Source organism: Streptomyces sp. NRRL F-5755, assembly GCF_001279365.1.
In the GTDB taxonomy this organism is placed as follows: Bacteria; Actinomycetota; Actinomycetes; order Streptomycetales; family Streptomycetaceae; genus Streptomyces; species Streptomyces rimosus.
On sequence record NZ_LGCW01000004.1, the window covers coordinates 48,997 to 72,492 of the forward strand.

21 protein-coding genes are annotated in these 23,496 nt (G+C 73.0%); 4 read left to right on the forward strand and 17 right to left on the reverse strand.

From position 1 onward, the window contains the following. Positions 1–40: 40 nt before the first annotated feature. Complete coding sequence (locus tag ADK86_RS01495) at positions 41–721, reverse strand: response regulator transcription factor (RefSeq protein ID WP_003984832.1); 681 nt, start codon at positions 719–721, stop codon at positions 41–43. A 551-nt stretch (positions 722–1,272) separates the two neighbouring features. On the opposite strand from ADK86_RS01495, the gene ADK86_RS01500 reads away from it, so the two are divergent. Then, on the forward strand, positions 1,273–2,799 hold the full coding sequence (locus ADK86_RS01500) for a peptide MFS transporter (protein WP_030594959.1): 1,527 nt from the start codon (positions 1,273–1,275) through the stop codon (positions 2,797–2,799). A gap of 89 nt (positions 2,800–2,888) precedes the next feature. Here the strand turns inward: ADK86_RS01500 and ADK86_RS42915 are convergent, their stop codons facing one another. The 6 genes from ADK86_RS42915 to ADK86_RS01530 form a co-directional block, all read right to left on the reverse strand. Further along, positions 2,889–4,235 (reverse strand): hypothetical protein, encoded by a 1,347-nt coding sequence (locus ADK86_RS42915; protein WP_053694884.1) that lies wholly within the window; start codon positions 4,233–4,235, stop codon positions 2,889–2,891. Then, complete coding sequence (locus ADK86_RS01510) at positions 4,235–5,392, reverse strand: hypothetical protein (protein ID WP_053694885.1); 1,158 nt, start codon at positions 5,390–5,392, stop codon at positions 4,235–4,237. Before ADK86_RS01510 ends, ADK86_RS42915 begins: the two co-directional genes overlap by 1 nt. After that, complete coding sequence (locus ADK86_RS01515) at positions 5,389–6,399, reverse strand: hypothetical protein (protein WP_053694886.1); 1,011 nt, start codon at positions 6,397–6,399, stop codon at positions 5,389–5,391. Before ADK86_RS01515 ends, ADK86_RS01510 begins: the two co-directional genes overlap by 4 nt. Positions 6,400–6,506: 107 nt before the next feature. Beyond that, positions 6,507–7,295, reverse strand: a complete 789-nt coding sequence (locus tag ADK86_RS01520) for an LPXTG cell wall anchor domain-containing protein (protein WP_053694887.1) — start codon at positions 7,293–7,295, stop codon at positions 6,507–6,509. Positions 7,296–7,616: 321 nt separating this feature from the next. Further along, a complete protein-coding gene (locus ADK86_RS01525) occupies positions 7,617–8,114 on the reverse strand; it encodes an ATP-binding protein (RefSeq protein WP_030594971.1) in 498 nt (165 codons plus the stop codon). A 182-nt stretch (positions 8,115–8,296) separates the two neighbouring features. Continuing rightward, positions 8,297–8,665, reverse strand: a complete 369-nt coding sequence (locus tag ADK86_RS01530; protein ID WP_003984839.1) for an STAS domain-containing protein — start codon at positions 8,663–8,665, stop codon at positions 8,297–8,299. Between the two features lie 249 nt (positions 8,666–8,914). Here ADK86_RS01530 and ADK86_RS01535 point away from each other — a divergent pair, with 249 nt between their 5' ends. Continuing rightward, positions 8,915–9,934 carry an RNA polymerase sigma factor SigF gene (locus ADK86_RS01535; RefSeq protein ID WP_063788913.1) on the forward strand — a complete coding sequence of 340 codons (1,020 nt, stop codon included), beginning with the start codon at positions 8,915–8,917 and terminating at the stop codon, positions 9,932–9,934. A gap of 140 nt (positions 9,935–10,074) precedes the next feature. Here the strand turns inward: ADK86_RS01535 and ADK86_RS01540 are convergent, their stop codons facing one another. Beyond that, a complete protein-coding gene (locus ADK86_RS01540; protein WP_053694888.1) occupies positions 10,075–10,749 on the reverse strand; it encodes a class I SAM-dependent methyltransferase in 675 nt (224 codons plus the stop codon). Between the two features lie 131 nt (positions 10,750–10,880). Between ADK86_RS01540 and ADK86_RS01545 the strand changes: the two genes are divergently transcribed. Beyond that, the gene (locus tag ADK86_RS01545; RefSeq protein ID WP_324611365.1) at positions 10,881–12,107 is read left to right on the forward strand and encodes a sensor histidine kinase; all 1,227 of its coding nucleotides are present in this window, start codon (positions 10,881–10,883) and stop codon (positions 12,105–12,107) included. Further along, the gene (locus ADK86_RS01550) at positions 12,104–12,751 is read left to right on the forward strand and encodes a response regulator transcription factor (RefSeq protein WP_053694889.1); all 648 of its coding nucleotides are present in this window, start codon (positions 12,104–12,106) and stop codon (positions 12,749–12,751) included. The genes ADK86_RS01545 and ADK86_RS01550 overlap by 4 nt, the downstream gene beginning before the upstream one ends. 68 nt (positions 12,752–12,819) lie before the next feature. Here the strand turns inward: ADK86_RS01550 and ADK86_RS01555 are convergent, their stop codons facing one another. From ADK86_RS01555 to ADK86_RS01595, 9 genes are all read right to left on the reverse strand, one after another. Continuing rightward, entirely contained in the window at positions 12,820–13,254 is a 435-nt protein-coding gene (locus tag ADK86_RS01555; RefSeq protein WP_053694890.1) for a hypothetical protein, read from the reverse strand. A 162-nt stretch (positions 13,255–13,416) separates the two neighbouring features. Beyond that, positions 13,417–14,625: an imidazolonepropionase gene (gene hutI / locus ADK86_RS01560; protein ID WP_053694891.1), complete on the reverse strand. Its 1,209-nt coding sequence runs from the start codon at positions 14,623–14,625 to the stop codon at positions 13,417–13,419. Between the two features lie 29 nt (positions 14,626–14,654). Further along, complete coding sequence (locus ADK86_RS01565; protein ID WP_234345632.1) at positions 14,655–16,061, reverse strand: formimidoylglutamate deiminase; 1,407 nt, start codon at positions 16,059–16,061, stop codon at positions 14,655–14,657. Further along, positions 16,052–17,287, reverse strand: coding sequence for an allantoate amidohydrolase (locus ADK86_RS01570; protein ID WP_053694900.1), 1,236 nt, complete (start codon positions 17,285–17,287; stop codon positions 16,052–16,054). Before ADK86_RS01570 ends, ADK86_RS01565 begins: the two co-directional genes overlap by 10 nt. A gap of 242 nt (positions 17,288–17,529) precedes the next feature. Then, positions 17,530–19,188, reverse strand: coding sequence for a urocanate hydratase (hutU, locus tag ADK86_RS01575; RefSeq protein WP_053694892.1), 1,659 nt, complete (start codon positions 19,186–19,188; stop codon positions 17,530–17,532). A gap of 121 nt (positions 19,189–19,309) precedes the next feature. Then, positions 19,310–19,897 (reverse strand): hypothetical protein, encoded by a 588-nt coding sequence (locus ADK86_RS01580; RefSeq protein ID WP_053694893.1) that lies wholly within the window; start codon positions 19,895–19,897, stop codon positions 19,310–19,312. 35 nt (positions 19,898–19,932) lie between these two features. After that, positions 19,933–20,973, reverse strand: coding sequence for a proline racemase family protein (locus ADK86_RS01585; RefSeq protein WP_053694894.1), 1,041 nt, complete (start codon positions 20,971–20,973; stop codon positions 19,933–19,935). Continuing rightward, a complete protein-coding gene (locus ADK86_RS01590; protein ID WP_053694895.1) occupies positions 20,973–21,941 on the reverse strand; it encodes a dihydrodipicolinate synthase family protein in 969 nt (322 codons plus the stop codon). Before ADK86_RS01590 ends, ADK86_RS01585 begins: the two co-directional genes overlap by 1 nt. A 58-nt stretch (positions 21,942–21,999) precedes the next feature. Further along, positions 22,000–23,259 carry an FAD-dependent oxidoreductase gene (locus tag ADK86_RS01595; RefSeq protein ID WP_053694896.1) on the reverse strand — a complete coding sequence of 420 codons (1,260 nt, stop codon included), beginning with the start codon at positions 23,257–23,259 and terminating at the stop codon, positions 22,000–22,002. Between the last annotated feature and the right edge of the window lie 237 nt (positions 23,260–23,496).

Here is a 23,496-nt window from a genome sequence, read left to right on the forward strand (position 1 = left end):
GCGTTGGTTCTTCTACTTCTTCCCGCCCGGCGGCGGCCTCTCAGCTCTTCTCGAAGCGGAAGCCGACGCCGCGGACGGTCGCGATGTAGCGCGGGTTGGCCGCGTCGTCGCCGAGCTTCTTGCGCAGCCACGAGATGTGCATGTCCAGCGTCTTCGTGGACGACCACCAGGTGGTGTCCCAGACCTCGCGCATCAGCTGGTCGCGGGTGACGACCCGGCCCGCGTCCCGCACCAGCACCCGCAGCAGGTCGAACTCCTTCGCCGTGAGCTGCAGTTCCTCGTCGCCCATCCAGGCGCGGTGCGACTCGACGTCGATGCGCACGCCGTGGGTCGCGGGCGGCTGCTGCGGCTCGGCGGACGAACCGCGGCGCAGCAGGGCCCGGACGCGGGCGAGCAGTTCGGCGAGCCGGAAGGGCTTGGTGACGTAGTCGTCGGCACCGGCGTCCAGGCCGACGACGGTGTCGACCTCGTCGGCGCGGGCGGTGAGCACGAGGATGGGGAAGGAGTGGCCTTCGTTACGCAGCCGGCGGGCCACCTCCAGGCCGTCCATGCCGGGCAGACCCAGGTCGAGGACGACCAGGTCGATGTTGCCCTGCAGACCGGCGTCTAGCGCCGTGGGGCCGTCCTCGCGCACCTCGACTTCGTAACCCTCGCGGCGCAGGGCGCGGGCGAGCGGCTCCGAGATGGACGCGTCATCCTCGGCGAGCAGTACACGGGTCATGGGCCGATGGTAGTCCGATGTCTTACCTCCTCGGGCGGGACCCGGTGCGCCCGCGGGTGGCCGGAAAACGACCTCCGGGTGGCGCCCCGGGGGCCGCTTCGGGGCGGGGTCGCGACATGCCGGGGCCGACGGGTGATCTTGGCCTGCCCGCCCGCGGGCCGCATCCGCGACCCCCTTCGCGGTTCCCGGTTGCACATGTGACCGTTGTCTCACTCGTCCCACCGGTGCGGTTGCTGGACGTATGGTGTCCCAACGTCCGTAGCACAGCCTCGGGACCAGTGACTCTCAAGAGACGTCATCGGTCCCTCTTGTGTGCGGGCCGGAACCACCGGTCCTGCTACACAGTGAATGACCTGTCGACCGGGTCCACCGCGCAAGCAGCACGGGGGGCGTGGATCCCGGTGTCACGACTGCTCCGCCGATTCCTCTTCCAGTGGCGTCGGCCCCCGGAGGACGTAGGGGGCGGGCAAGGTGACGCCGGTGCCGGTCAGCCCGACCCGGGCGCGCTGCGGGCTCCCCCCACGCGTCCCGAGCACACCTAGGAAGAATCCATGGCGTCCAGCCTGACGAAGGACGCCGCCGCGCAGGGGAACCCTGCCAGCGACGGCAAAACCTTCTTCGGCCACCCCCGCGGACTGGCCACCCTCTTCATGACCGAGATGTGGGAGCGGTTCAGCTTCTACGGGATGCGGGCGCTTCTCGTCCTGTATCTGATCTCGGGCGGTCCTGATGCCAAGGACGGCTCCCAGGGCGGCGGTCTGGGCATCCCCCAGGGCAGTGCCCTGTCGATCTACGCCGTCTACATGGCGATGGTCTACCTGCTCGCCATGCCCGGCGGCTGGTTCGGCGACCGCGTCTGGGGCCCCCGCAAGACGGTGATCGTCGGTGCGTCCGTGGTCATCGCCGGTCACGTCGTGCTCGCGATACCCGGCCAGACGTTCTTCGTCGGCCTGGCGATGGTCGCGCTCGGCTCGGGTCTGCTGAAGTCCAACATCTCCACGATGGTGGGCCACCTCTACAACGGCCCGTCGGACAAGCGCCGGGACGGTGGTTTCACCGTCTTCTACATGAGCATCAACATCGGGTCCACGGCCGCCCCGCTGGTCATCGGCGGCATCGGCCAGAGCGTCAACTGGCACCTGGGCTTCGGTATCGCGGCGGTCGGTATGGCGCTGGGCCTGGTCCAGTTCCTGTTCGGCACCAAGCACCTGGACCCGAAGAGCAGCCAGGTACCGACCCCGCTGTCGACCGAGGAGCGCAACGGCTGGCTGCGCAAGGGCCTGTTCTGGGCCGGCCTCGCCGTGGTCTTCTACGCCGTCATCGGGTTCTCCGGCGTCTTCAACGAGAAGTGGCTGCTGGTGCCGCTCGGCATCATCGGCATCCTGGTCCCCTTCGTGGTGCTGTTCCGCATCAAGCGGGACAAGGACCTGTCGGCCGACGAGCAGAGCAAGGTCAGCAGCTACGTCTGGTTCTTCGTCGCGGCCGCCGCGTTCTGGATGATCTTCGACCAGGCCGGTTCGACGCTGAACGTCTTCGCCGAGAAGAACACCGCGGACACGATCTTCGGGCTGAGCTTCCCCTCGTCGTGGCTGCAGTCGGTCAACCCGATCTGGGTGCTGGCGCTGGCCCCGGTCTTCGCCTCGGTGTGGCTGGCACTGGCCAACCGCGGCAAGGAGCCCAAGACCACCGCGAAGTTCACCATGGGCATGGTGATGATCGGCGCGTCCTACTTCATCTTCCTGCTGCCGATCACCCTGTCCTCGGACGGTGCGAAGGTCACCCCGCTGTGGCTGATCGGTATCTACTGCATGCAGACCATCGGTGAGCTGTGCATCTCCCCGGTCGGCCTGTCGGTGACCACGAAGCTGGCCCCGGCGAAGTACGCCAGCCAGATGATGGGTGTGTGGTTCCTCGCCAACACCGCCGGCGACAGTGTCGTCAACCTCCTGGGGCAGGCCGGTGCCGACCTCTCGGGCAAGGGAGTGCTGATCGGCGAAGCGGTGCTCGCCACCCTGGCCGGCGTGATCATCTTCCTGAACCGGAAGCGGATCAACGGGCAGATGAACGACGTGAACTAGGGCGGCACACTGCCTCCTCCTCACTCCCCGAGGGCCCCGGCGCGGATTCCGCGCCGGGGCCCTCGGGCGTTCCCGGCCGTACGGACCGGTCACCGGCCCAGGCGCCGCCACGGGGTGAGGGTGAACACCGCGCCGCCCAGCAGAACCACCGTGCCCGCGACGAGGGCCAGGGCGCGGAGGGTGCCGTGGTCGTCCGCGCCGGTCTCGGCCAGGTCGCCGGAGGTGCCGCCCGCGCTCGCCGGGCCCGCCGTGCTGCCCGCGGTGGTGCCTCCGGTGGTGCCGGTGCCGCCCGCCGTGGTGCCGCCGGTGCCGCCCTGCTGGGCGGTGGTGTCCAGGGCGAGGGAGACGCCCGGGTCCTTCTCCGGGGTACAGGTCGTGGTCGTGCCCAGGGCCCGTACGGTCAGTACGCCCGGCGTCAGCGTCGCCTTGCCGGTCGCGCCCGGGGTGTAGGTGCCCTTCAGGTCGGGGATCGCGATCGGCTGCCCGGCCTTGACGGGCTCCTTGTTCGCCGGGCCCTCGGCCTTGACCGTGCCCTTGTCGGCGCCGCCGACCCGGACGTCCATGGACGGCTTCACGGCGCCCGCGGGGATGTCCGCCGGGCTGTCCATCACCGACTTGGCGAACTTCACCGTCAGGCCGTAGCCGCCGCCCTTCTTGACGGCGTTGATCTGCACCGGCGAGGTGGCTTTCCGGTCGCCGATGGGGGTCTTGCAGGCGTACGGGACCTGGACGACCTTGCCTTCGTGGGACGTGCCGTCGGAATCGCCGCCGCCGGAGGAGCCGGTGGTGCTGCCGCCTGTGGTGGCCCCGGTGCTGCCGCCGCCCGTGTCGCCGCCTCCCGTACCGCTGCCGCCCGTGCTACCGCCGGTCGTACCTCCCGAGCTGCCCCCGCCGTCGGTCACCTTGATCGTGGCGGCGGGCCGTACCTCCTCCTTGGGGGCGCACTTGGTGTCCGTGGAGATCGGCTTGCTGACGTTGATGGTGTAGGCGCCGGGCGCCAGCGTGACCTCGCCGGGCTTCTCCAGCTTCAGGGTGCCCTTCATGTCCGGGAGCTTCATCGGGCTGTTCTTGGGGATGGGCGGATTCTGCCGCGGTCCCTGGACCTTCAGCTCGCCGCTCTGCGCGCCACCGACCTTGATCGTGCCGGTGGGGCGCACGGTGTCCTTGCCCAGGTCGAGCACGTCGGGGTTCTTGGAGGCGGCCTCGACCGTGCGCCACACGACCTCCACCTCGTCGCCGACCTTCGCCGTCGCGGGCGCCGTCACCGCCGCCCTGGTGGTGCCCTGGACCGCGGGCAGGCCCGAGATCGGCGGCGGTACGCACTCGGTGCGGTACGCCGTCTCCGCGGCCCCGGCCGGCCCCGCGGCCGCCAGGATTCCCGCACCGGCGAGCAGCAGGGCGATCCCGCCCGCGCCCGCTCTCCTGTGTCGCCTCATCACATGGGACCTTTCGCTCTCGGGGGGTCGGCCGGATCGGACGTGGTGGCGGACGGTGCGGTGTCCGGGGTGAACCACGGCAGGGTGGCGGCGGGGTCCGCCGGGGGCGGCGCGGCGTCGGGTGCGGGGGCGCGCCTTCGCATCCGTAACGGGTTACGGAGGGCGCTTCCCGGCTTACGGTGGGCTCCCTCCGGCGTACGGAGGGGACTCCCCGGCGTACGGATGGCTCTCCCCGGCGTACGGGCGGTGCCCTCGCGCGGGCGCACGCGGTCGACGACCGCCATGCCGATACGGAAGACCGCGGCCGGTACGACGACGCACAGCAGGATCCAGAAGAGCGTCACGCCCCACGGCCGCCCGACGCCCCACGGCTGCTCGGCGAGCACCTTGCCGCCGTACTTGAGCGAGACGAGGTAGTCGCCGTGCGCCCCGGCGGGCAGCTCCACCGGCAGCTCGATGCGCTGTCTGCGCCCGGCGGGCACGGTGCCCTGCCACTGCCGCTCCTCCCACTGCGGCGCGTAGACCCCGTGCGAGGTGCCCACCTCGAAGACCGGGTCCTTGGCCGGGGTGGACCCGAGGTTGCCCACGGTGATCACCAGTCGGCGCTGCGGTGGCGCGCCGAACCAGGTCAGCAGCCCGCTGGAGCCCTCAAGGCGCGGCGGAGCCAGCACGCTCAGCCGCCCGCCGGCATCCTCCTGCGGCAGCGGCGCGACGGGGTGCCCGGCCACCGTGAACGGGGCGTCGGCCGCGGCGGGCGCGCCGGTCACCGTGGCGGCGTGCACGACGCACGGGCAGGGCTTGGGCGGCTCGGCGACCGGGATCTCCTTGCGGAAGGCCCCATCCGGGCCGGTGGTCACGGCCCGGCCCGACCCGTTGGCGCAGGCGTTGGTGCCGCCGATCATGTTCTGCCCGCAGATCAGCAGGGTGAGCAGCGTCTTCGGGCGCCAGCCGCGGCCGGTGACGGTGAGGGTGCCGCCCTTGCCCGCTTGCTGGGCGGAGAGGCTGAGGGTGGGGGCGAGGGCGGCTGCGGGGGTGGCGGAGACCGGGGGCGCGGCCTGTAGGGGCAGCAGGAAGGCGAGGGCGGCCAGGACGCTCGTGACGGCGGCGGTGCGGTGGCGGCGGACCCGTACCGTACGGCGCCCGCCCCCGGCCCTCATGCGTCCGCCCCCACCTGGGAGGCGCCCACCTGGGAGGCCCCCACCTGGGAGGCCCCCACCTGCGGGTCCGCCGCTTCGGAGGCCGCCTCTTCGGAGGCCCCCACCTGAGAGGCCGCCCCCTGCGGGGCCACCGCCCGCTGGGCGACCGCTCGGGACTCCCCCGCCCGCCTCCGCCTCCGTACGCGCCACACGGCCGCGCCCGCCAGCAGTCCGGCGGGCGGCAGCGCCGCGGCTACCCACGGCACCGCCGTGTAGGTCGCCCCGGCCGTCCCGCGCGCGCCGCCCGCCGCCGTGGCCGTCAGCCGTACGTCCACCGAGTCGAGCGCGGGCGGATCAGGCCACGGCTCGGTCAGGGGCATTCGGCGGCCCGGCGGCAGCGTGACGGGGAGCGCGCGTGCGGCGCGGTGCAGGGCCGGGCCGAAGAGCCCGTCGGCATGGACGGCGAGGTGCGGCGCGAGCGTGGTGTTGCCGCGGTTGACCAGCACGTACCGGATGACCGCCGCGCTTCCCCGGCGCTCCACCACCACGTCCTCGACGCTCAGCGCGGCCAGCGCGGGCCCGGTCACCCGCAGGTGCACCTGGACCGCGGCTTTCCGGCCGTTCCCCTCGGTGACGAGTGCGGTCGGGTGGTCGCCCGGGGCCGCGTCCCTGGGGACGGTCACCGTGAAGGGCACGTCCGCCCGGGTCCGCGGCGGCACCCGTACCTCTTTCGACGCCGTGGCGAGCCAGCGCCCCGGCCCGGCCGGCACACCGCCCACCCGGAGCGTCACCGCGCTGCCGGTCGGGTTGGTGAGCGCGAGGCGGTCCTTCAGGACCGCTCCGGGGGCGCCTTCCAGATAGAAGTACGGGCGGTCCTGGGCGCTCGGCCGGGCGCCGCCGCCCGGCGCGGGTGCGGCGGTCCACCGCCTGCCGTCCGCGGGCGCGGCATATGCCCCGGCCGGGCTGAGCAGCGCGACGGCGGCCGTCAGGGCGGCCCCCGTGACCACCGCGCGGGTACGGAACGGCATGGGCGGCTCCTGGTGCTGGTGCGGCTCGTGCGCGTACGGCTGGCGGGGCGGCGGCGTACGGCGCCGGGCGGCGGTCTCCCGTCGCCGTACCGGACGCCGGGCGGGCCTTACGCGTCCCTGCGCTGGCGCCGCGTGATCCAGAGCACGCCCGCCGCACCGGCGAGGAGCACCGTGCCGCCGAGGGTGCCGAGGGCGACGGCGGAGTCGGCCGGGCCGGTCTGCGGCAGCTGCTGCCCGCCGCCGGAGCCGCCTGTAGCCGACCCTGAAGTGCCGCTCCGGGAGCCGCCGGTCGTGCCGCCGGTGTCGCTGCCGCCCGTACTGCCGCCGCCACCCGTACCACCGGAACCGTCCGTTCCGCCCGAGCCCTTGACGTCCAGGGTGAGCGACGGCTTCGGGTTGTTGGCGGGGGTACAGGTGGTGGTCGTGCCGAGGGCCTTGATGGTGAGCGTGGAGGCGGTGAAAGTGACCTTGCCGCTCTGCTTGGGCGTGTACGTCCCGCTCAGGTCACTGACCTTGATCGGCGTGTTGGCGGGGATCGCCTTGTCGTTGGGCGGCCCGGACACGGGCACCGTGCCGCTCTCCGCGCCGCCCAGCTTGATGAGCGCGCTCGGCTTCATGGCGCCCGCGCCCAGTTCGACGGGGCTGGAGGAGACGCCCTTCCGGAACGACATCACGAGCTTGTACGCGCTGCCGCTGCGCGTGCTCCGGATGTCGATGGGCGAGACCGCGCTCTTGTTCCCGATCGGCGTCCTGCACTGGTAGTTGACGTCCACGACGTCGGCCCGCGCGTCCGGCGCGGCGACCAGGACCGCGGACCCCGCCGTCAGCGCCACGGCCGCGGCCAGACCGGCCGCGCGGCGGGGGCGCACGGCGTGCTCTTCGTAGAAGCGGGCCACCTTGAGTTCCCCTTCTCGCGGTTGAGCGCCGCCCGATGTTACTGACGGCACATCAGATCGGTGGCTCAAGGTACGCCGGGGACCTTGTCGAGGGAAGTCACAGAACAGGCCGGATCTGTACGGCGCGCGGAAATCAGCGGCCACAGGAGCGGCACCACGCAACGCGCCTGTCCCCTTACCCGGGGTTACGACCGTACGTCATGGGTCATCGAAGGCCGTACACGGCCACGGCATCCCGCTGGAGCCCCCCTGCCCACCGGAACCCCCTCGGTCCCGCCGGAACTCCCTTAGGGCGCGAACGGGGGCCCCGACCAGGGGCCCCTAAGAGGGAGCTGCGAGTTCCGCCCACACGGTCTTGCCCGTGCCGTCGGGGTTGCGGACGACCCCCCAGTCCAGACACAGGCGCTGCACGATGAACATGCCGTGCCCGCCGGGCCGCCCCGCCCGGTGCGGGGTGCGCGGAGCGGGCGAGCCCGCGCCCAGGTCGGTCACTTCGAGGCGCAGCACCTTCGCGTTGCTGCGCAGTCGCAGTTCCTCCGGCCCCTCAGCGTGCAGGCAGGCGTTGGTGACCAGCTCGGATACCACGAGCAGTACGTCCTCGGCGGCAGCCCGCTGGTCGGCACTGGCAGCCGGGAGCCAGCCCCAGTCATGGAGGGCCTGCCGGGCGAAGTCACGGGCCCGCGCAACGGCTCCCTGCACACCCGCCAGGCGCAGCCTGCGGATCTGGCCGGCCGGGACGGCCGGGGAGGCAGAGGGAGCGCCGGCGTTGCCCGGCTCCGGGCCGAGGTCGCCCGGCGGGTACGGCCGGGTGGTGCTCATCAGCGCTTCACCTCACCGATTCGCCATTTCACGGATAGCGGTTACCTGACAGATTCAACAGATTCAGATGTCTCCTGCCCGACGGGACCGTGAGAACACCCACTTCTTGGGTACGGAAGTTGTGACGCGGGCAACGCGCACGAGGGGAACCCCCCGCGACCGCACCGCCCCCGTCGCTTCCGTCAGTCGGCGAGAGCCTTGTCGAGGGAGTCGTGCACGGTGAACACCGCGTCCGCGCCTGTGATCTCGAAGACCCGCGCCACCACCGGCTGCATTCCGGCCAGATGCACCCCGCCGCCCTCGGCCTCCGCCTTCAGACGGGCGCCGAGCAGTACGTTCAGGCCGGTGGAGTCCATGAACTCCAGCTGTGAGCAGTCGACGACCAGTCGCGTGAAGCCGTCGGCGACGCACCCCTCGAGTGATTCACGCAACAGCTCCGCGGTGTGGTGGTCCAGCTCACCCGCGACGGTCACGATCGCGCTGGCACCTTGATGCCGGATAGCGACATTGAGCCGTCCCCGACTGGCACTGCCGACCGTCCCGCGGTCCATGCGCGTGCACCCCTCTTGCTGTCTCGGCGTCCGATTGCTTACGACTGCGCTGACCGAACACTACGCCTTCGATACGCGCAGCTGGTAGCCGAACAACACGCAATCGCTGGCAAACCAGGACAACACGCACTTGCCATCTTCCGGCAAAGCCAGGTAGGCGTAGTAAGGACACGTTCGAAACGGCCGGCTTTGGAGGCGCCGCACACCGCAGCTTCACATAGAGGCATCGGCAGCCATATGCCGAGAACGATGGAGGACAACATGTCACCCCGGCTCGACGAATTGCGCACCGAAGACACCACGGAGACCGCGTCGTCGACTCCCTTGTCAGAGACCACCCTCGCCAAGGCCGCTCTCACCGAAGCCGTCCTGGCCGACGCCGCCCTGCCCGACCGGTCCCACGGTTCTGGTTCCCCGCATCTCACTTCTGAATCGTCCGAAACGGACGCGGCGGGAATTCCCGGGATCGACGGGCTGCCCGAGATCCCCCCGTACGACGAGGTGGGGCCGCTGGACGCACGGGCCCTGTCCAAGACCCTCTTCGAGCGACTGGAGTCGCTGGAGGAAGGCACCCACGAATTCGCGTACGTCCGCAACACCCTGGTCGAACTCAATCTCGCGCTCGTGAAGTTCGCGGCCTCCCGGTTCCGCTCCCGCAGCGAGCCCATGGAGGACATCGTCCAGGTCGGCACCATCGGCCTGATCAAGGCGATAGACCGCTTCGAGCTCAGCCGGGGCGTGGAGTTCCCGACGTTCGCCATGCCGACCATCGTCGGCGAGATCAAGCGCTTCTTCCGCGACACCAGCTGGTCCGTGCGGGTGCCCAGGCGCCTGCAGGAACTGCGTCTGGACCTGGCCAAGGCCGGCGACGAGCTGGCGCAGCAGCTGGACCGCTCCCCGACCGTGAGCGAGCTGGCCGAACGCCTCGGCATCACCAATGACGAGGTCATCGAGGGCATGGCGGCGAGCAACGCGTACACCGCCAGCTCGCTGGACGCCCAGCCGGAGGAGGACGACAACGAGGGAGCCCTGGCCGACCGCATCGGCTACGAGGACCACGGCCTCGAAGGCATCGAGTACGTCGAGTCCCTCAAGCCGCTGATCGCCGAGCTGCCGCCGCGCGACCGCAAGATCCTCTCCCTCCGCTTCGTCGCCAACATGACGCAGTCGGAGATCGGCGAGGAACTGAACATCTCTCAGATGCACGTCTCGCGCCTGCTGTCCCGCACGCTGGTACGGCTCCGCAAGGGGCTGATGGTCGAGGAGTGATCCCCGCGACCACCCCGCGGTCGCAGCCGGTCCGACGGCCCGGCTGATGCCCGCGCAGAGGAGGGCCTGCCCCGGAATCTCGGGACGGGCCCTCCTCTGCTGTACGGGTGCGCTCGCCTCCGCCGTGCAGGGCGCTCGGTTTACGGGGCGCGCAGGTGGTGCACGTACGCCGGTGGCAGGTTGCGCCATACCGTGCTGCGCCCCTGCCCGTACCGCTTCCGGTACTCGGCCAGCACCTCTGCCACGGCGCGGTGCCGGGCCGCCTCGGACCGGCCGGCCACCAGTGCGCGGGCCGGCGCGGTGCCCAGATAGGCGAAGTACGTGAGGTGTCCGCCCGGCCGGAGCACGGACAGGTAGCGGTCCAGGATCGTTCGGACCTCGTCCGGCTCGAAGTTGGTGAACGGCAGGCCGGAGACGACCGCGTCGTACCGGCGGTCCAGGGGGACGTCGGTGATCGAGCCGGGGAGGATGCGTATCCGGTCGGCTGCCGCGGACAGGGCGGTGTCCGTGCGCAGCGCGCCGTTCAGGGCCGCCACGAAACGGGGGTTGATCTCGACCACGTCCAGGTGGTCGGCGGGCCGCAGCAGCCCGGCCAGCGCGCGGGTGACCGGGCCGGTGCCCGCACCCGCTTCCAGCACGGCCGCCGGGCGGCCGGACCGCCGCATCTCCCGGGCGAGCGGGGCGGCCAGACGGGCGGCCAGCGACGGGCTGCTGGCCGCCACGGCGCCGGTGGTGTGCGGGGTACGGACCGCCTCGCGCAGGAAGCGGACAGGGCCGGTGGCGGTGGGGGCGGCGGGGGCCGGTGTCACGTTCATGCTGGTGACGCTAGGAAGCGCCGGGGCCCGGTCCATCGGCCGTTGTGCGAGGGGCACCCCGTACGAAAGTAGGGGGCAGATGCGGCCGTAGGTCGAATGTGCGTGCCCTGCCGCAGCCCTATGCTCGACGCGTGCTGAAGGTGACGAAACGGGCCAGGCCGAAACCGGGGATGACAAACCCGGGCAGGCCGGGCCTGGCGCGGACGGAGCGCGGCTGGCCCTGGTGGGCCGAGGCGCTGCTGCTGGCCGCCGTCGCCCAGGAGGCCGGACAGGAGGCGTACATCAGCGCGGGCGGGACCGTGCTGAGCCCGGAGGTGGCCCTGGCCGTCGCCGGGGCCCTGTCGGTGGCACTGCGCTACCGCCACCCGGTGGTCGCCCTGGTCTGCACGGTCGCACTCGCCGCCGGACTGGGCATGGTGCTGCCACTCCTGGTGGTGCTCTTCCACCTGGTCGCCCACGGCCGCCTGGTCATCCCCTTCGTGGCCGCGGCCGCCGCCCTGACCGGGAACGCCCTCGTACAGCCACCGCAAAGCCTGTGGATGAGCCGTTCGTACGGCCCGCTGCTGCCGCTGGGCGTCGTGCTCGCGCTGGGGCTCTGGGCGAGCAGCCGGCGCCGTCTGGAGGCCGCCCTCGCCGCGCGCGTCGAGCAGTTGCGGGTGGAGCGCGAACTCCGCGCCGAACAGGCCCGGCTCACCGAACGCGCCCGTATCGCCGCCGAAATGCACGATGTCCTCGCCCACCGGCTGACGGTCCTCGCGCTGCACACCGGCGCCCTGCAACGACGTGCCGACACCCTGCCCGCACCGGTCGCGGACCGGCTTGCACTGCTGCGCACCACCTCGACCGAGGCGCTCGGCGATCTGCGGGACGTACTGGGCGCGCTGCGCGACACCGAAGGCCGGCCGGAGCAGGCCGCGACGGGCGCCTCGCGGATGCCAGGGCTGCGCGAACTCCCCGCGCTTCTGGACGAGGCACGCGCCGCCGGCCAGAAGATCGAGGCCGACATCGAGGGCGACGGCCGCGGCCTGCCCGCCGGCCGGCGCCTGGCCGTCCACCGGCTCGTCCAGGAGTCCCTGACCAACGCCCGCAAGCACGCGCCGGGCGCAGCCGTGCGGGTGACGGTGCGTTACGGACCGCACGAGACCGCCATCGAGATACGCAACGCCCCGGCGCCGACCGGAGCAGAGGCCCCGGCAGCCCTTCCGGCCAGCGGCTACGGCCTGCTCGGCCTGACCGAACGGATGTCCGCGCTCGGCGGCACCCTGGAGTACGGCCCGACGCGGGACGGCGGCTGGCGCATCGCCGCCACCCTCCCGACGCACTCCGAACCGGACGCACCGACAACGGGAGCGACATGATCCGCATGCTGGTCGCCGACGACGACAGCCTGGTCCGCCTCGCGCTGACGGACATCCTCGGCGACGCGCCCGGCATCACCGTCGTGGCCGAGGCGGCGGACGGCGCCGAAGCCGTCGAACTGGCCCGTGCCCACCGGATCGACGTGGCGCTGATGGACATCCGCATGCCACGCCTGGACGGCATCGCCGCCACCGAACGGCTGCGCGGACTGCCGCAGCCGCCCGAGGTCGTGGTGCTGACCACCTTCGACCTCGACCAGTACGTCTACGACGCGCTCACCGCGGGCGCCTCGGGCTTCCTCCTCAAGGACAGCGACCCGGCGGAGATCATCCGCGCCGTACGGGTCGTCGCCGAGGGCCAGGCCATGCTCCACCCCACGGCCGCCCGCCGCCTGATCGACCGCTACCACCACACCACCCGCACCACCCCACAAGCCCACTCCCGCATCGAACGCCTCACCCCCCGCGAGACCGAGGTGCTGGCCCTCCTCGCCGACGGCGCCTCCAACGCGGAGATCGCAGGCGCGCTGTCGATGCGAGAGAGCACGGTCAAGGCCCATGTCAGCCGGATTCTGGCGGCGCTGGAGGTGGGCAATCGGGTGCAGGCGGCGCTGTATGCGCGGGATGCGGGGGTGGTGGGGTGAGGAAACGCGAGGGCCGTGCCCCGGAAGCGGTATGGCTCCGGGGCACGGCCCTGCTGATCAGCGCGTGATCACAGCTTGGTGGTGATCACCGCGATGGGGCGCTCGTCGTCCTTCTCGCCCGGCGCCACATAGTTGGCGGTGACCTTCACCTGGTCGCCCTTGACGAAGTGCGAACCCTTGGTCGGCCGCAGCTTCACCGTGAGGACGCGGTCGTTGTAGTCACAGATGATCTTGTCGGCCGCGACCGCGCCGGTCGCCACCGACTTGGCGTCCTTCCCCTTCTCCACCTTGGTCATCTTGCCGACCAGCTGCCACTTCAGACCGGTGTCGCAGGAGTACTTGACGGTCATGGACAGCGCACCGCCGCGCAGCTGCGCGCGCTCGATCGAGATCAGGTTCGCCTTCGCCGCGGCGCCCGGCGCCATGGCCAGGGAGGCGCCGCCGAGGACGGCGACGGCGGCCGCGGTGCCGGCGATGCGGGTCTTCAGACGGGTCGACTTCATGTGGGTTCCTTCCCCCCCGCGCGGTCACCCTGGTCGCGCACAGGGGGAAACCGAGGTTTCTCCGACTGTGCGGGCGACTGCGACAGTTGTTCGTATTGAGGTCTGGAGATTACGTGATCTACGCAATGTCCGGTACCGGAATATGACCGAGCCGCTGTGTGATCAGACGCACACGCCTCGCTGCCAGACCCGGGAGACGAGCGGGACACCCGGGCGGTAGGCGAGGTGGACGTGCGAGGGGGCGTCGAGGAGGGTGAGGTCGGCGCGGGTGCCGGGGGTGAGGCGGCCGATGTCGGTGCGGCGCAGGGCCGCGGCGCCGCCCGCCGTGGCGGACCAGACGGCTTCGTCGGGGGTCATCCGCATGTCCCGTACGGCGAGCGCGATGCAGAACGGCATCGAGCTGGTGAAGGACGAGCCGGGGTTGCAGTCGGTGGACAGCGCGACGGTGGCGCCCGCGTCGAGGAGGGGGCGCGCGTCGGGCCACTGGGCGCGGGTGGAGAACTCGGCGCCGGGCAGCAGCGTGGCGACGGTCGAGCTGTTGGCGAGCGCGTCGATGTCGGCGGCGTCCAGGTGGGTGCAGTGGTCGGCGGAGGCGGCGTCGAGTTCGACGGCGATCTGCACGCCGGGGCCGTGGTGGAGCTGGTTGGCGTGCACACGCGGGTGCAGGCCCCTGGCCTTGCCCGCGGTGAGGATGGCGCGGGCCTGGTCGCCGTCGAAGGCACCCTGTTCGCAGAACACGTCGATCCAGCGGGCGTGCGGGGCGCAGGCGTCCAGCATGGGGCCGGTGACGAGGTCGACGTAACCGGCGGGGTCGTCGGCGTAGTCGGGGGAGACGATGTGCGCGCCGAGGAAGGTGACCTCGTCGGTGTGGGCGGCGGCGATGCGCAGGGCGCGGGCCTCGTCCTCGACGTTCAGGCCGTAGCCGGACTTGGTCTCCAGGGTCGTGGTGCCCTGGCGCAGCGCCTCGGCCAGGTACTTGGCGACGTTGGCGTGCAGGTCCGCGTCGGTGGCGGCGCGGGTGGCGGCGACGGTGGTGCGGATGCCGCCGGCCGAGTACGCACGGCCGGACATCCGGGCGTTGAACTCGGCGGTGCGGTCGCCGCCGAAGACCAGGTGGGAGTGGGAGTCGACGAAGCCGGGGAGCGCCGCGCGGCCCTCGGCGTCGACGCGGTTGTCAGTGGCGGGTGCTTTGCTTGTCGGACCGACCCAGGCAACGCGGTCGCCGTCGAAGACGACCGCCGCGTCCTGGAGCAGACCGAGGGGGCCTTCACCGAGGGAGGGGTCGTTGGTGACGAGACTGGCGATGTTGGTGATGACGGTGGTGCTGCCGCTCGCGGCGCGCTCCGCGGCAGGGGTGTCGGGGTGGGTCATCGTGGGGGTGCTCTCCTTCGGCCGCGGGTTCAGCCGCGTACGGCTTCGATGGCCTCGGCCAGTGCGGTGGGGACGTCGGGCACGAGCGTGTGGACCCCGTCGCGTACGACCTGACGGCCGCCGACGACCGTATGGCGCACATCCGCCCCGGAGGCGGCGAATACCGCCGTCTCGGCGCCCAGCCTGGGCCGTGGGCCCGCGGTGCGTACGGAGTCCAGCGCGATCGTGGTGAGGTCGGCGAGCGCGCCGCGCTCGATGGCGCCGGCCTCGTGCCAGCCCAGCGCGGCGTGGCCGTCGGCGGTGGCGGCGCGCAGCAGGGCGGCGGCCGTCCAGTGGCCGCGGGTGCGGGTGCGCAGCCGTTCGTCCAGTTCCATCGCGCGGGCCTCTTCGAAGAGGTCGATGACGGCATGGCTGTCGCTGCCGAGCGACAGGGGGCAGCCGGCGGCCTGGAGCTGGACGGCGGGGCCGATGCCGTCGGCGAGGTCGCGTTCGGTGGTGGGGCACATGCACACCCCGGTGGTGGCGGCGCCCAGCAGCCGTACGTCCTCGCCGGTCAAGTGGGTGGCGTGCACGGCGGTGGTGCGGCGGCCCAGCACGCCGTGTTCGGCGAGCAGTTGGGTGGGTGTGCGGCCGTGCGCTTCGCGGCAGGCGTCGTTCTCGGCGGTCTGCTCGGAGAGGTGGACGTGCAGCGGTGCCTGCCGCTGCCCGGCCCACTCCGCGACGGTGCCCAGCTGGTCGGCGGGCACGGCCCGTACGGAGTGCACGGCCGCGCCGATACGGGCGTGCGGCCTGCCCTCCTTCAGGGCGGACGCGCGCTCGGCCCAGGCGTCGGCGGTGCCGTCGGAGAAGCGCAGCTGGTGGTGGTTGGGCTCGGCGCCGAAGCCGGAGGAGAGGTAGGCGGTGTCGAGCAGGGTGATGCGGATGCCGGCCTCGTCGGCGGCGGCGATCAGGGCTTCGCCCATCGCGTTGGGGTCGGCGTAGCGGGTGCCGCCGGGACCGTGGTGGAGGTAGTGGAATTCGCCGACGCAGGTGATGCCGGTCAGCGCCATCTCCGCGTAGACGGCCCGCGCGAGCGCGTAGTAGGAGTCGGGGGTGAGCTGGGAGGCGACCTGGTACATCACCTCGCGCCAGGTCCAGAAGGTGCCCGAGCCGACCTGGACGGTGCCGCGCAGCGCCCGGTGGAAGGCGTGCGAGTGGGCGTTGGCCAGTCCCGGGAGCGTCAGGCCGCGCAGGGCGACGGCGCCGGGCGGCGGGGCCGGGACCTCGGTCCGTACGGCGGCGATGCGCCCTTCCGCCGGGTCCACGTCCACGGCCACACCCGGCTCGACGTGGCTGCCGAGCCAGGCGTGTTCCAGCCAGTACGTCTTCGGGGCGGCCGGCCGCGGCCCGTCGCCGGTTCGCGGGGTCGGTGCGGGTTCCTGCGGCGTCACCTGCACGCCAGGCCCTCCAGTACGTCGGCGAGTGCGGTCACCCCGGCGACGCAGTCGTCCTCGGCCGCGTGTTCGGCGGGCGAGTGCGAGACGCCGGTGGGGTTGCGTACGAACAGCATGGCGGTGGGGACGCTTGCGGACAAAATACCCGCGTCGTGTCCGGCGCCGGTGCCCAGCACGGGCACCTCGCGGGCGCCGCCCGGACGGCCGTCCGCCGCCCGGCCGAGGATCTTGGCCAGCTCGTCCCGCAACGCGTGCCCGAACTCGACGACGGGGGTGAAGGATTCCCGGGTGACGCGGACGTCGACGCCGTCGCGCGCGGCGCGCTCGGCGGCCGCCCGCTCGATGGCGGCGACGACGGTGTCCAGCGTGTCCTGGTCGGCGGCGCGGGAGTCCAGCCAGCCGCGGACCAGCGACGGGATGGCGTTCACGCCGTTCGGCTCGACGCTGGTCTTGCCGAAGGTCGCCAGCGCACCGGCCAGTTCGGCGTGCTCGCGGGCGGCGAGCACGGTCGCCGCGTAGGTGAGCATCGGGTCGCGCCGGTCCGCCAGCCGGGTGGTGCCGGCGTGGTTGGCCTCGCCGTGGAAGTCGAACCGCCAGCGGCCGTGCGGCCAGATGGCGGAGGCGATGCCCACGGGGTCGCCGGTCAGATCGAGCGCCCGGCCCTGCTCGACGTGCAGCTCGACGAACGCGCCGATGCGGGAGAGCCGGTCGGGGTCCGGGCCGATGGCGTCCGGGTCGTAGCCGGCCCGCTCCATCGCCCGGGGCAGCGTCGTGCCGTCGGCGTCCCGCAGTTCACGGGCCCGCTCCACGGTGAGCTGTCCGGCGCTGAGCCGGGAGCCGACGCAGGCCAGGCCGAAGCGGGCGCCTTCCTCGTCGCCGAAGTTGACGACGGCCAGGGGCTTGGCGGGCGTGGCGCCCCGGCGGCGGAGTTCGTCGAGCGCGGCGAAGGAGGACACGACGCCGAGCGGTCCGTCGAAGGCGCCGCCGTCCGGGACGGAGTCCAGGTGGGAGCCGGTGACCACGGCGTCGCCCGCGGCCACGTCCGCGGCGGACGCCGCGCCGAGCCAGGCCCACTGGTTGCCGTTGCGGTCCACCTCGTAGGCCAGTCCGCGGGCGCGGGCCTGGTCCGCGAACCAGGCCCGGCAGTCGGCGTCCGCGCCGGTCCAGGCGTAGCGGCGGTAGCCGCCGGTGCCGGAGTGGCGGCCGATGGCGGCGAGGTCGCGCCACATGGCGTGAAAGGACGCCCCGCCCGTACCGGCCGCGTCCGCCGTCGGCCTGTCCGCCCCCGCCGGGCCGCCCGCCTCCGCCGAGCCGCCCGCCCCCGCCGAGGCGTCCCGCCGCATCTCGTGGAAGGACGCCCCGCCCGTACTGGCCGCCTCCGCCGCCGGCCTGTCCGCCCCCACCGAGCCGCCCGCATCCGGACCGCCCGCATCCGGACCGCCCGCCTCCGGACCGCCCACCTCCGACGAGGTCACTCGCCCTCCCGCATCGGGATGCGGACGCCGCGTTCGGCCGCGACCTCGTCGGCGCGCTCGTATCCGGCGTCGACGTGGCGGATGACGCCCATGCCCGGGTCGTTGGTCAGGACGCGGCGGATCTTCTCGCCCGCCAGCGGGGTGCCGTCGGCGACCGTGACCTGGCCGGCGTGGATGGAGCGGCCCATGCCGACGCCGCCGCCGTGGTGCAGGGACACCCACGAGGCGCCGGAGGCGACGTTGACCATGGCGTTCAGCAGCGGCCAGTCGGCGATGGCGTCGGAGCCGTCGAGCATCGCCTCGGTCTCCCGGTACGGGGACGCCACCGAACCGCAGTCCAGGTGGTCGCGGCCGATGGCCAGCGGGGCCTGGAGGGTGCCGTCGGCGACCATGTCGTTGAAGCGCTCGCCCGCCTTGTCGCGCTCGCCGTAGCCGAGCCAGCAGATTCGGGCCGGCAGGCCCTGGAAGTGCACCCGCTCGCCGGCCAGCTTGATCCACCGGGCGAGGGACTCGTTCTCCGGGAAGAGGTCGAGGATCGCCCGGTCGGTGGCGGCGATGTCCTTGGGGTCGCCGGACAGCGCGGCCCAGCGGAACGGGCCCTTGCCCTCGGCGAACAGCGGCCGGATGTAGGCGGGCACGAAGCCGGGGAAGGCGAACGCCCGCTTGTATCCGGCGAGTTCCGCCTCGCCGCGGATGGAGTTGCCGTAGTCGAAGACCTCGGCCCCGGCGTCCATGAAGCCGACCATGGCCTCGACGTGCCGGGCCATCGACTCGCGGGCCCGGTGGGTGAAGTCGGCGGGCTGCTCGGCCGCGTAGGTGGCCATGTCCGCGAAGTCGATGCCCAGCGGGAGGTACGACAGGGGGTCGTGGGCGGAGGTCTGGTCGGTGACGATGTCGATCGGCGCGCCGTCGGCGAGCATGCGCGGCAGCAGTTCCGCGGCGTTGCCGAGCAGACCGATGGAGAGCGGCTTGCGCTGGTCACGGGCCTCGACGGCGAGCTGGAGGGCGTGCTGGAGACTGTCGGCCTTGACGTCCAGGTAATGGTGCTCGATGCGCCGCTCGATGGCGCGCGGGTCGCAGTCGATGCAGATCGCGACGCCGCCGTTCATCGTGACGGCGAGCGGCTGGGCGCCGCCCATGCCGCCGAGCCCGGCGGTGAGCGTGATCGTCCCGGCGAGCGAGCCGTCGAACCGCTTCGCGGCGACGGCGGCGAACGTCTCGTACGTGCCCTGGAGGATGCCCTGCGTGCCGATGTAGATCCACGAACCGGCCGTCATCTGGCCGTACATGGTCAGGCCCAGGGCCTCCAGGCGCCGGAACTCCTCCCAGTTGGCCCAGTCGCCCACCAGGTTGGAGTTGGCGATCAGCACCCGCGGCGCCCATTCGTGCGTCTGCATGACGCCGACCGGTCGGCCCGACTGGACGAGCATCGTCTCGTCCTGCTTGAGCGTGGTCAGCGTGCGCACCATCGCGTCGAAGGAGCGCCAGTCGCGGGCGGCCTTGCCGGTGCCGCCGTAGACGACGAGCTGGTCGGGGTGCTCGGCGACCTCCGGGTCGAGGTTGTTCTGCAGCATGCGCAGCGCGGCTTCCTGCTGCCATCCCCGGGCGCTCAGTTCCGTACCGCGCGGTGCCCGCACGGGTCGCGGTCCTGACATGGGCCGTGCCTCCCTGACGTCGATGCGAATGGATCGAGCTATTCACATCTTGAGGTGTTGAATATGCCTAGTCAACAGGTTGGGGCGGGGCGTTCACCGCCCCGCCCCTCCGGCCGGGCCCTCAGCGCACCGTCTGGTCCCCGTCCGGCACATCCGTCACCGTGACCTTGGCGCGCGGCTGCCCCAGGCCGTCCGCCACCGCCGCCGCCAGGCCCTCCGGGTCCGGACGCGTCGGATACGGAACGGTCTCCCCGTCCCCGTAGCTCTCCACGGCCTTCGTGAAGTAGCCGGGGTGCCAGGCGCCGACCGCGCCCCTGACCTCGACCGCCGTCACACGCCGGCCGCCCACCCGGTCCCGCAGGGCGCCGAGGATGCGGTCGGAGCGGTACTCCCCCGGCACCTGGAACAAGCTGGCGTGCGCGCCGACCAGGCCGCCGTCCGCGAGGCGGACCGTCACGGTCAGGCAGCTGGTCACGCTCGGGTAGAGCAGCGTGCCGCCGGGACCTGTCTCCCGGACCTGGCCCTCGGTGATCCGTACGGCCGGAGCGGAAGCCGGGGCGCCTGCCGCCGTGTCCCCGTCGAGCTGGGACTGCGCCACGGCCGCCCCCGTACCGGCGTGCAGCGCCAGCACCGCGAGCGGTACGGCGAGAAGCCGCAGCCCCCGCAGTCCGCGCCCCTGACCCGCCCCTGCCGTCTTCTTCGTCAACACAGCTTTCCCTTCACCTGTACATGGCCTCACCACCTTTACAGCACGAACCCCCGCGGGAACGGATCGGACGGATCGAGGACGTACCGGGCCGTGCCCGTGATCCAGGCGCGGCCGGTCACCGTCGGCACGACGGCAGGCCGCCCGCCGACCCGGTCCGTGCCCACCAGACGGCCCCGGAAGCGGGTGCCGATCAGGGATTCGTTGACGAAGGGCCGGTCGAGGGGGAGTTCGCCGCGCGCGTGCAACTGGGCCATCCGGGCGCTGGTGCCGGTGCCGCAGGGCGAACGGTCGAGCCAGCCGGGGTGGATGACCATGGCATTACGGGAGTCGGAGCCGTCCGGGCCCGGCGTGCCGGGGGCAGTGAACTGGACGTGGTGGCAGCCGGAGATGGCCGGGTCGGTGGGGTGGACGGGCCGGTCCCGTTCGTCGACCGCGGCCATCACGGCCAGGCCCGCCGCGATGATGTCGTCCAGGTGGGCGGCGGCGAACGGGATGCCCAGCGCGGCGAGCGGGGTGATCGCGTAGAAGTTGCCGCCGTACGCCAGGTCGTAGCGGACCTCGCCGTAGCCGGGCACCTTCACCACGGCGTCCAGTTCGTGCGCGTACGAGGGCACGTTGCGGATCGTGACGTGTTCCGCGCGCCCGTCGCGCACCGCGACCCGGGCCGCGACCAGCCCGGCCGGGGTGTCCAGCCGTACGGTGGTGACCGGCTCGGTGACTTCCACCAGGCCCGTTTCCACCAGGACCGTCGCGACGCCGATGGTGCCGTGCCCGCACATCGGCAGGCAGCCGGAGACCTCGATGTAGACGACGCCCCAGTCCGCGTCGGGCCGGGTCGGCGGTTGCAGGATCGCCCCGCTCATCGCGGCGTGCCCGCGCGGTTCGTTCACCAGCAGTTGGCGGATCGGGTCGAGGTGTTCCATGAAGTACCGGCGGCGTTCGGCCATGGTCGCGCCGGGGATGGTGCCGACGCCGTCCGTGACGACGCGCGTCGGCATGCCCTCGGTGTGCGAGTCCACGGCGCTGAAAGTGCGCACGCTGCGCGCGGCGAACGATCCCCGGGCGCCGGACGTCATCACCCGGCCGCTTTCACCCAGGTCTCCAGCGCCTGGACGGCGCCGCGCATGTCCGCGTCCAGTTGCCGCCGCTGGTCCGGGAGCAGCGGGCCGCGCGGCGGCCGGCAGGGCCCTCCGTAGCGCCCGACGAGGTCCATCCCGCGCTTGATGGCCTGCACGAACTCGGTGCGCGAGTCCCAGCGGAACGCGGCGACCAGCGGCTCGTACAGCTCCCGCGCCTCGGCGACGCGCCCTTCCAGGGCCAGTTCGTAGAGGCGTACGGACTCGGCGGGGAAGACGTTGGGGAAGCCGGCGAACCAGCCGGTGGCGCCCATCAGCAGCGCCTCCAGCACCAGGTCGTCGGCGCCCGCGACCACCTCCAGGCCGGGGGCCTGCTCCTTGATGTGCAGCACCCGGCGGATGTCGCCGGAGAACTCCTTGACGGCCACCACACCGTCGATCGCGGCGACCTCCCGCAGGATCTCCGGAGTGAGGTCGATCTTGGTGTCGAGCGGGTTGTTGTAGACCATCACCGGCAGCCCGACGGCCGCGACCTCCTCGAAGTGCCGCACGATCTCGGCGGTGTTGGCGCGGTAGAGGGTGGGCGGCAGGCACAGCACGCCGTCCGCGCCGTCCTCGGCCGCCAGCTCCGCCCAGTACCGCGCCTGGTGCGCACCGGCCCCGTGCACACCGGCCACGACCAGCGCGTCCCGCCCCACCGCCGCGACGGCCGTACGGGCCACGGCGCGCCGTTCGCCGTCGGTGAGGGAGGAGTACTCGCCGAGCGAACCGTTCGGCCCGACCCCGTGACAGCCGTTGTCGACGAGCCAGCGGCAGTGGTCGGCGTACCGGTCGAGGTCGGGCCGCAGCCCGGCGGGCGCGGAGCCGTCCTCGGCGTACGGGAGGGCGGTGGCGACGATGACGCCGGTCAGGGACGTACGGGAGGCGGCACGGGACGTACGGGACTGCGGCGTGGCGGAATCCGTCATGGCGGGTCCTCTCGGTACGGCGGGTTGGTCGGAGGTGCGGTTCAGGACTGGATGGGGTTCAGGACTGGGTGGGTGTGGGATCGGAGGGGGGCTCGGGGACGGGGTCAGGTACGGGGTCGGGCCCGGCCGCGTCCGTGCTCGGCGCGTCCGTGCTCGCCGCGTCCGTGCTCGCCGCCTCCGTACCTGCCGCGTCCGCCCCCGCCGCGGCCAGATCCGCGAGCCGTACCGGCTGGGCGATCGGGCGGCGGTCGGCCGTCTGCGGGTCGGGCAGGGCGTCCGGGCCGCACAGGCCGGCCGCGTTGCGGGCGCAGATCCGGCCCTGGCAGGGGCCCAGCCCGACGCGCGTGGCGAGCTTGAACGTCCGCATGCCGTCGGCGGACAGGAGGTCGGTACGCACCTGCCCGTACGGCACCTCCTCGCAGCGGCAGACGAGCGTGTCCGCGTCGGGCCAGGTGCGCCACCCGGGGCGTACGGGGTGGGTCGCGGCGAGCAACCGGGCGAAGCGGCGGCCCGCGATCACCCGCCGCCGGACGGCCGGGGCGCGCCGCGCCGTACCGGAGGGCGCGCCGGCCCACCGTGCCGCCGCCAGCCCCGCCAGCTCGCCTTCGGCCGCCGCGAGCGCCGCGCCGCCGATGCCGGTGGGCTCGCCCGCCGCGTACACGCCGGGTACGGACGTCTGCTGCGCGGGCCCGACCGCGACCCAGGCGCCGTCGCGCAGCGCGCATCCGGCGGCGAGGGCGAGTTCCAGCTGCGGTGTGAAGCCGTAGCCGACGCAGAGGGCGTCCACGTCCTCGATGCGGTGCTCGGTACCGGGCACGACGCTCCAGTCCGGTGCGAGGCGGGCCACCGTCACCGCCTCGACGCGGTCCCGTCCGTGCGCGGCGACAACGGCCCGGCGGGGCCGGTAGGGGACGCGGTGCCGCGCCAGGGTGGCGGCGTACGCGAGGAGTTCGGGGAACTTGCCGCTGCCGTCGCGGAGCGCGGCGACGGGCGCGCGCAGCCAGGCGGCGGGCGTACCGGCCTCGTACACGGCCAGGACGCGTGCGCCCACGCTGAGCAGCGACGAGGTGACCGGCAGCAGGAACGGCCCGGTGCCGGAGACCACCACCCGGCGGCCGATCGCCGTCCGCTGCCCCTTGGCGAGCGCCTGCGCCGCGCCTGCCGTGACGACGCCCGGCAGGTCCCAGCCGGGGAACGGCAGCGCCCGGTCGTACGCGCCGGTGCACAGGACCAGCGCGTCGGCGTGCAGGGTGTACGGCGTACGGGCGGGGGCGTCGGCGGGGCCTTGCAGCACGTGGACGGTCCAGCCGCGGCCCATACCGGCAGCCGCCCCCGAACCCGAACCACCGCCCTCACGCCCAGCCGTCCCCGAAGCGAAACTGCCGTCTTCACGGCCAGCCGCCCCCGGCCCCGAACCACCGTCCTCACAGGCAGCCGCCCCCAGCCCCGAACCACCGCCCTCACGCCCAGCCATCCCCGAACCCGCACCCCCATCCCCACGCCCACCCCCCCTCACCGCCCCCGAACCCGAACCCCCCGCCTCAAGCCCCCCAAC

What these genes read in the sequence shown, in the direction of transcription:
- ADK86_RS01510 (WP_053694885.1), bottom strand. Translation starts at nt 5,392, where the DNA reads ATGAGGGCCGGGGGCGGGCGCCGTACGGTACGGGTCCGCCGCCACCGC.
- ADK86_RS42915 (WP_053694884.1), bottom strand. Translation starts at nt 4,235, where the DNA reads ATGAGGCGACACAGGAGAGCGGGCGCGGGCGGGATCGCCCTGCTGCTC.
- ADK86_RS01585 (WP_053694894.1), bottom strand. Translation starts at nt 20,973, where the DNA reads ATGACGTCCGGCGCCCGGGGATCGTTCGCCGCGCGCAGCGTGCGCACT.
- ADK86_RS01590 (WP_053694895.1), bottom strand. Translation starts at nt 21,941, where the DNA reads ATGACGGATTCCGCCACGCCGCAGTCCCGTACGTCCCGTGCCGCCTCC.
- ADK86_RS01535 (WP_063788913.1), top strand. Translation starts at nt 8,915, where the DNA reads ATGGAGGACAACATGTCACCCCGGCTCGACGAATTGCGCACCGAAGAC.
- hutU (WP_053694892.1), bottom strand. Translation starts at nt 19,188, where the DNA reads ATGTCAGGACCGCGACCCGTGCGGGCACCGCGCGGTACGGAACTGAGC.
- ADK86_RS01495 (WP_003984832.1), bottom strand. Translation starts at nt 721, where the DNA reads ATGACCCGTGTACTGCTCGCCGAGGATGACGCGTCCATCTCGGAGCCG.
- ADK86_RS01595 (WP_053694896.1), bottom strand. Translation starts at nt 23,259, where the DNA reads ATGGGCCGCGGCTGGACCGTCCACGTGCTGCAAGGCCCCGCCGACGCC.
- ADK86_RS01550 (WP_053694889.1), top strand. Translation starts at nt 12,104, where the DNA reads ATGATCCGCATGCTGGTCGCCGACGACGACAGCCTGGTCCGCCTCGCG.
- ADK86_RS01555 (WP_053694890.1), bottom strand. Translation starts at nt 13,254, where the DNA reads ATGAAGTCGACCCGTCTGAAGACCCGCATCGCCGGCACCGCGGCCGCC.
- ADK86_RS01515 (WP_053694886.1), bottom strand. Translation starts at nt 6,399, where the DNA reads ATGCCGTTCCGTACCCGCGCGGTGGTCACGGGGGCCGCCCTGACGGCC.
- ADK86_RS01500 (WP_030594959.1), top strand. Translation starts at nt 1,273, where the DNA reads ATGGCGTCCAGCCTGACGAAGGACGCCGCCGCGCAGGGGAACCCTGCC.
- ADK86_RS01525 (WP_030594971.1), bottom strand. Translation starts at nt 8,114, where the DNA reads ATGAGCACCACCCGGCCGTACCCGCCGGGCGACCTCGGCCCGGAGCCG.
- hutI (WP_053694891.1), bottom strand. Translation starts at nt 14,625, where the DNA reads ATGACCCACCCCGACACCCCTGCCGCGGAGCGCGCCGCGAGCGGCAGC.
- ADK86_RS01530 (WP_003984839.1), bottom strand. Translation starts at nt 8,665, where the DNA reads ATGGACCGCGGGACGGTCGGCAGTGCCAGTCGGGGACGGCTCAATGTC.
- ADK86_RS01570 (WP_053694900.1), bottom strand. Translation starts at nt 17,287, where the DNA reads ATGTGGCGCGACCTCGCCGCCATCGGCCGCCACTCCGGCACCGGCGGC.
- ADK86_RS01540 (WP_053694888.1), bottom strand. Translation starts at nt 10,749, where the DNA reads ATGAACGTGACACCGGCCCCCGCCGCCCCCACCGCCACCGGCCCTGTC.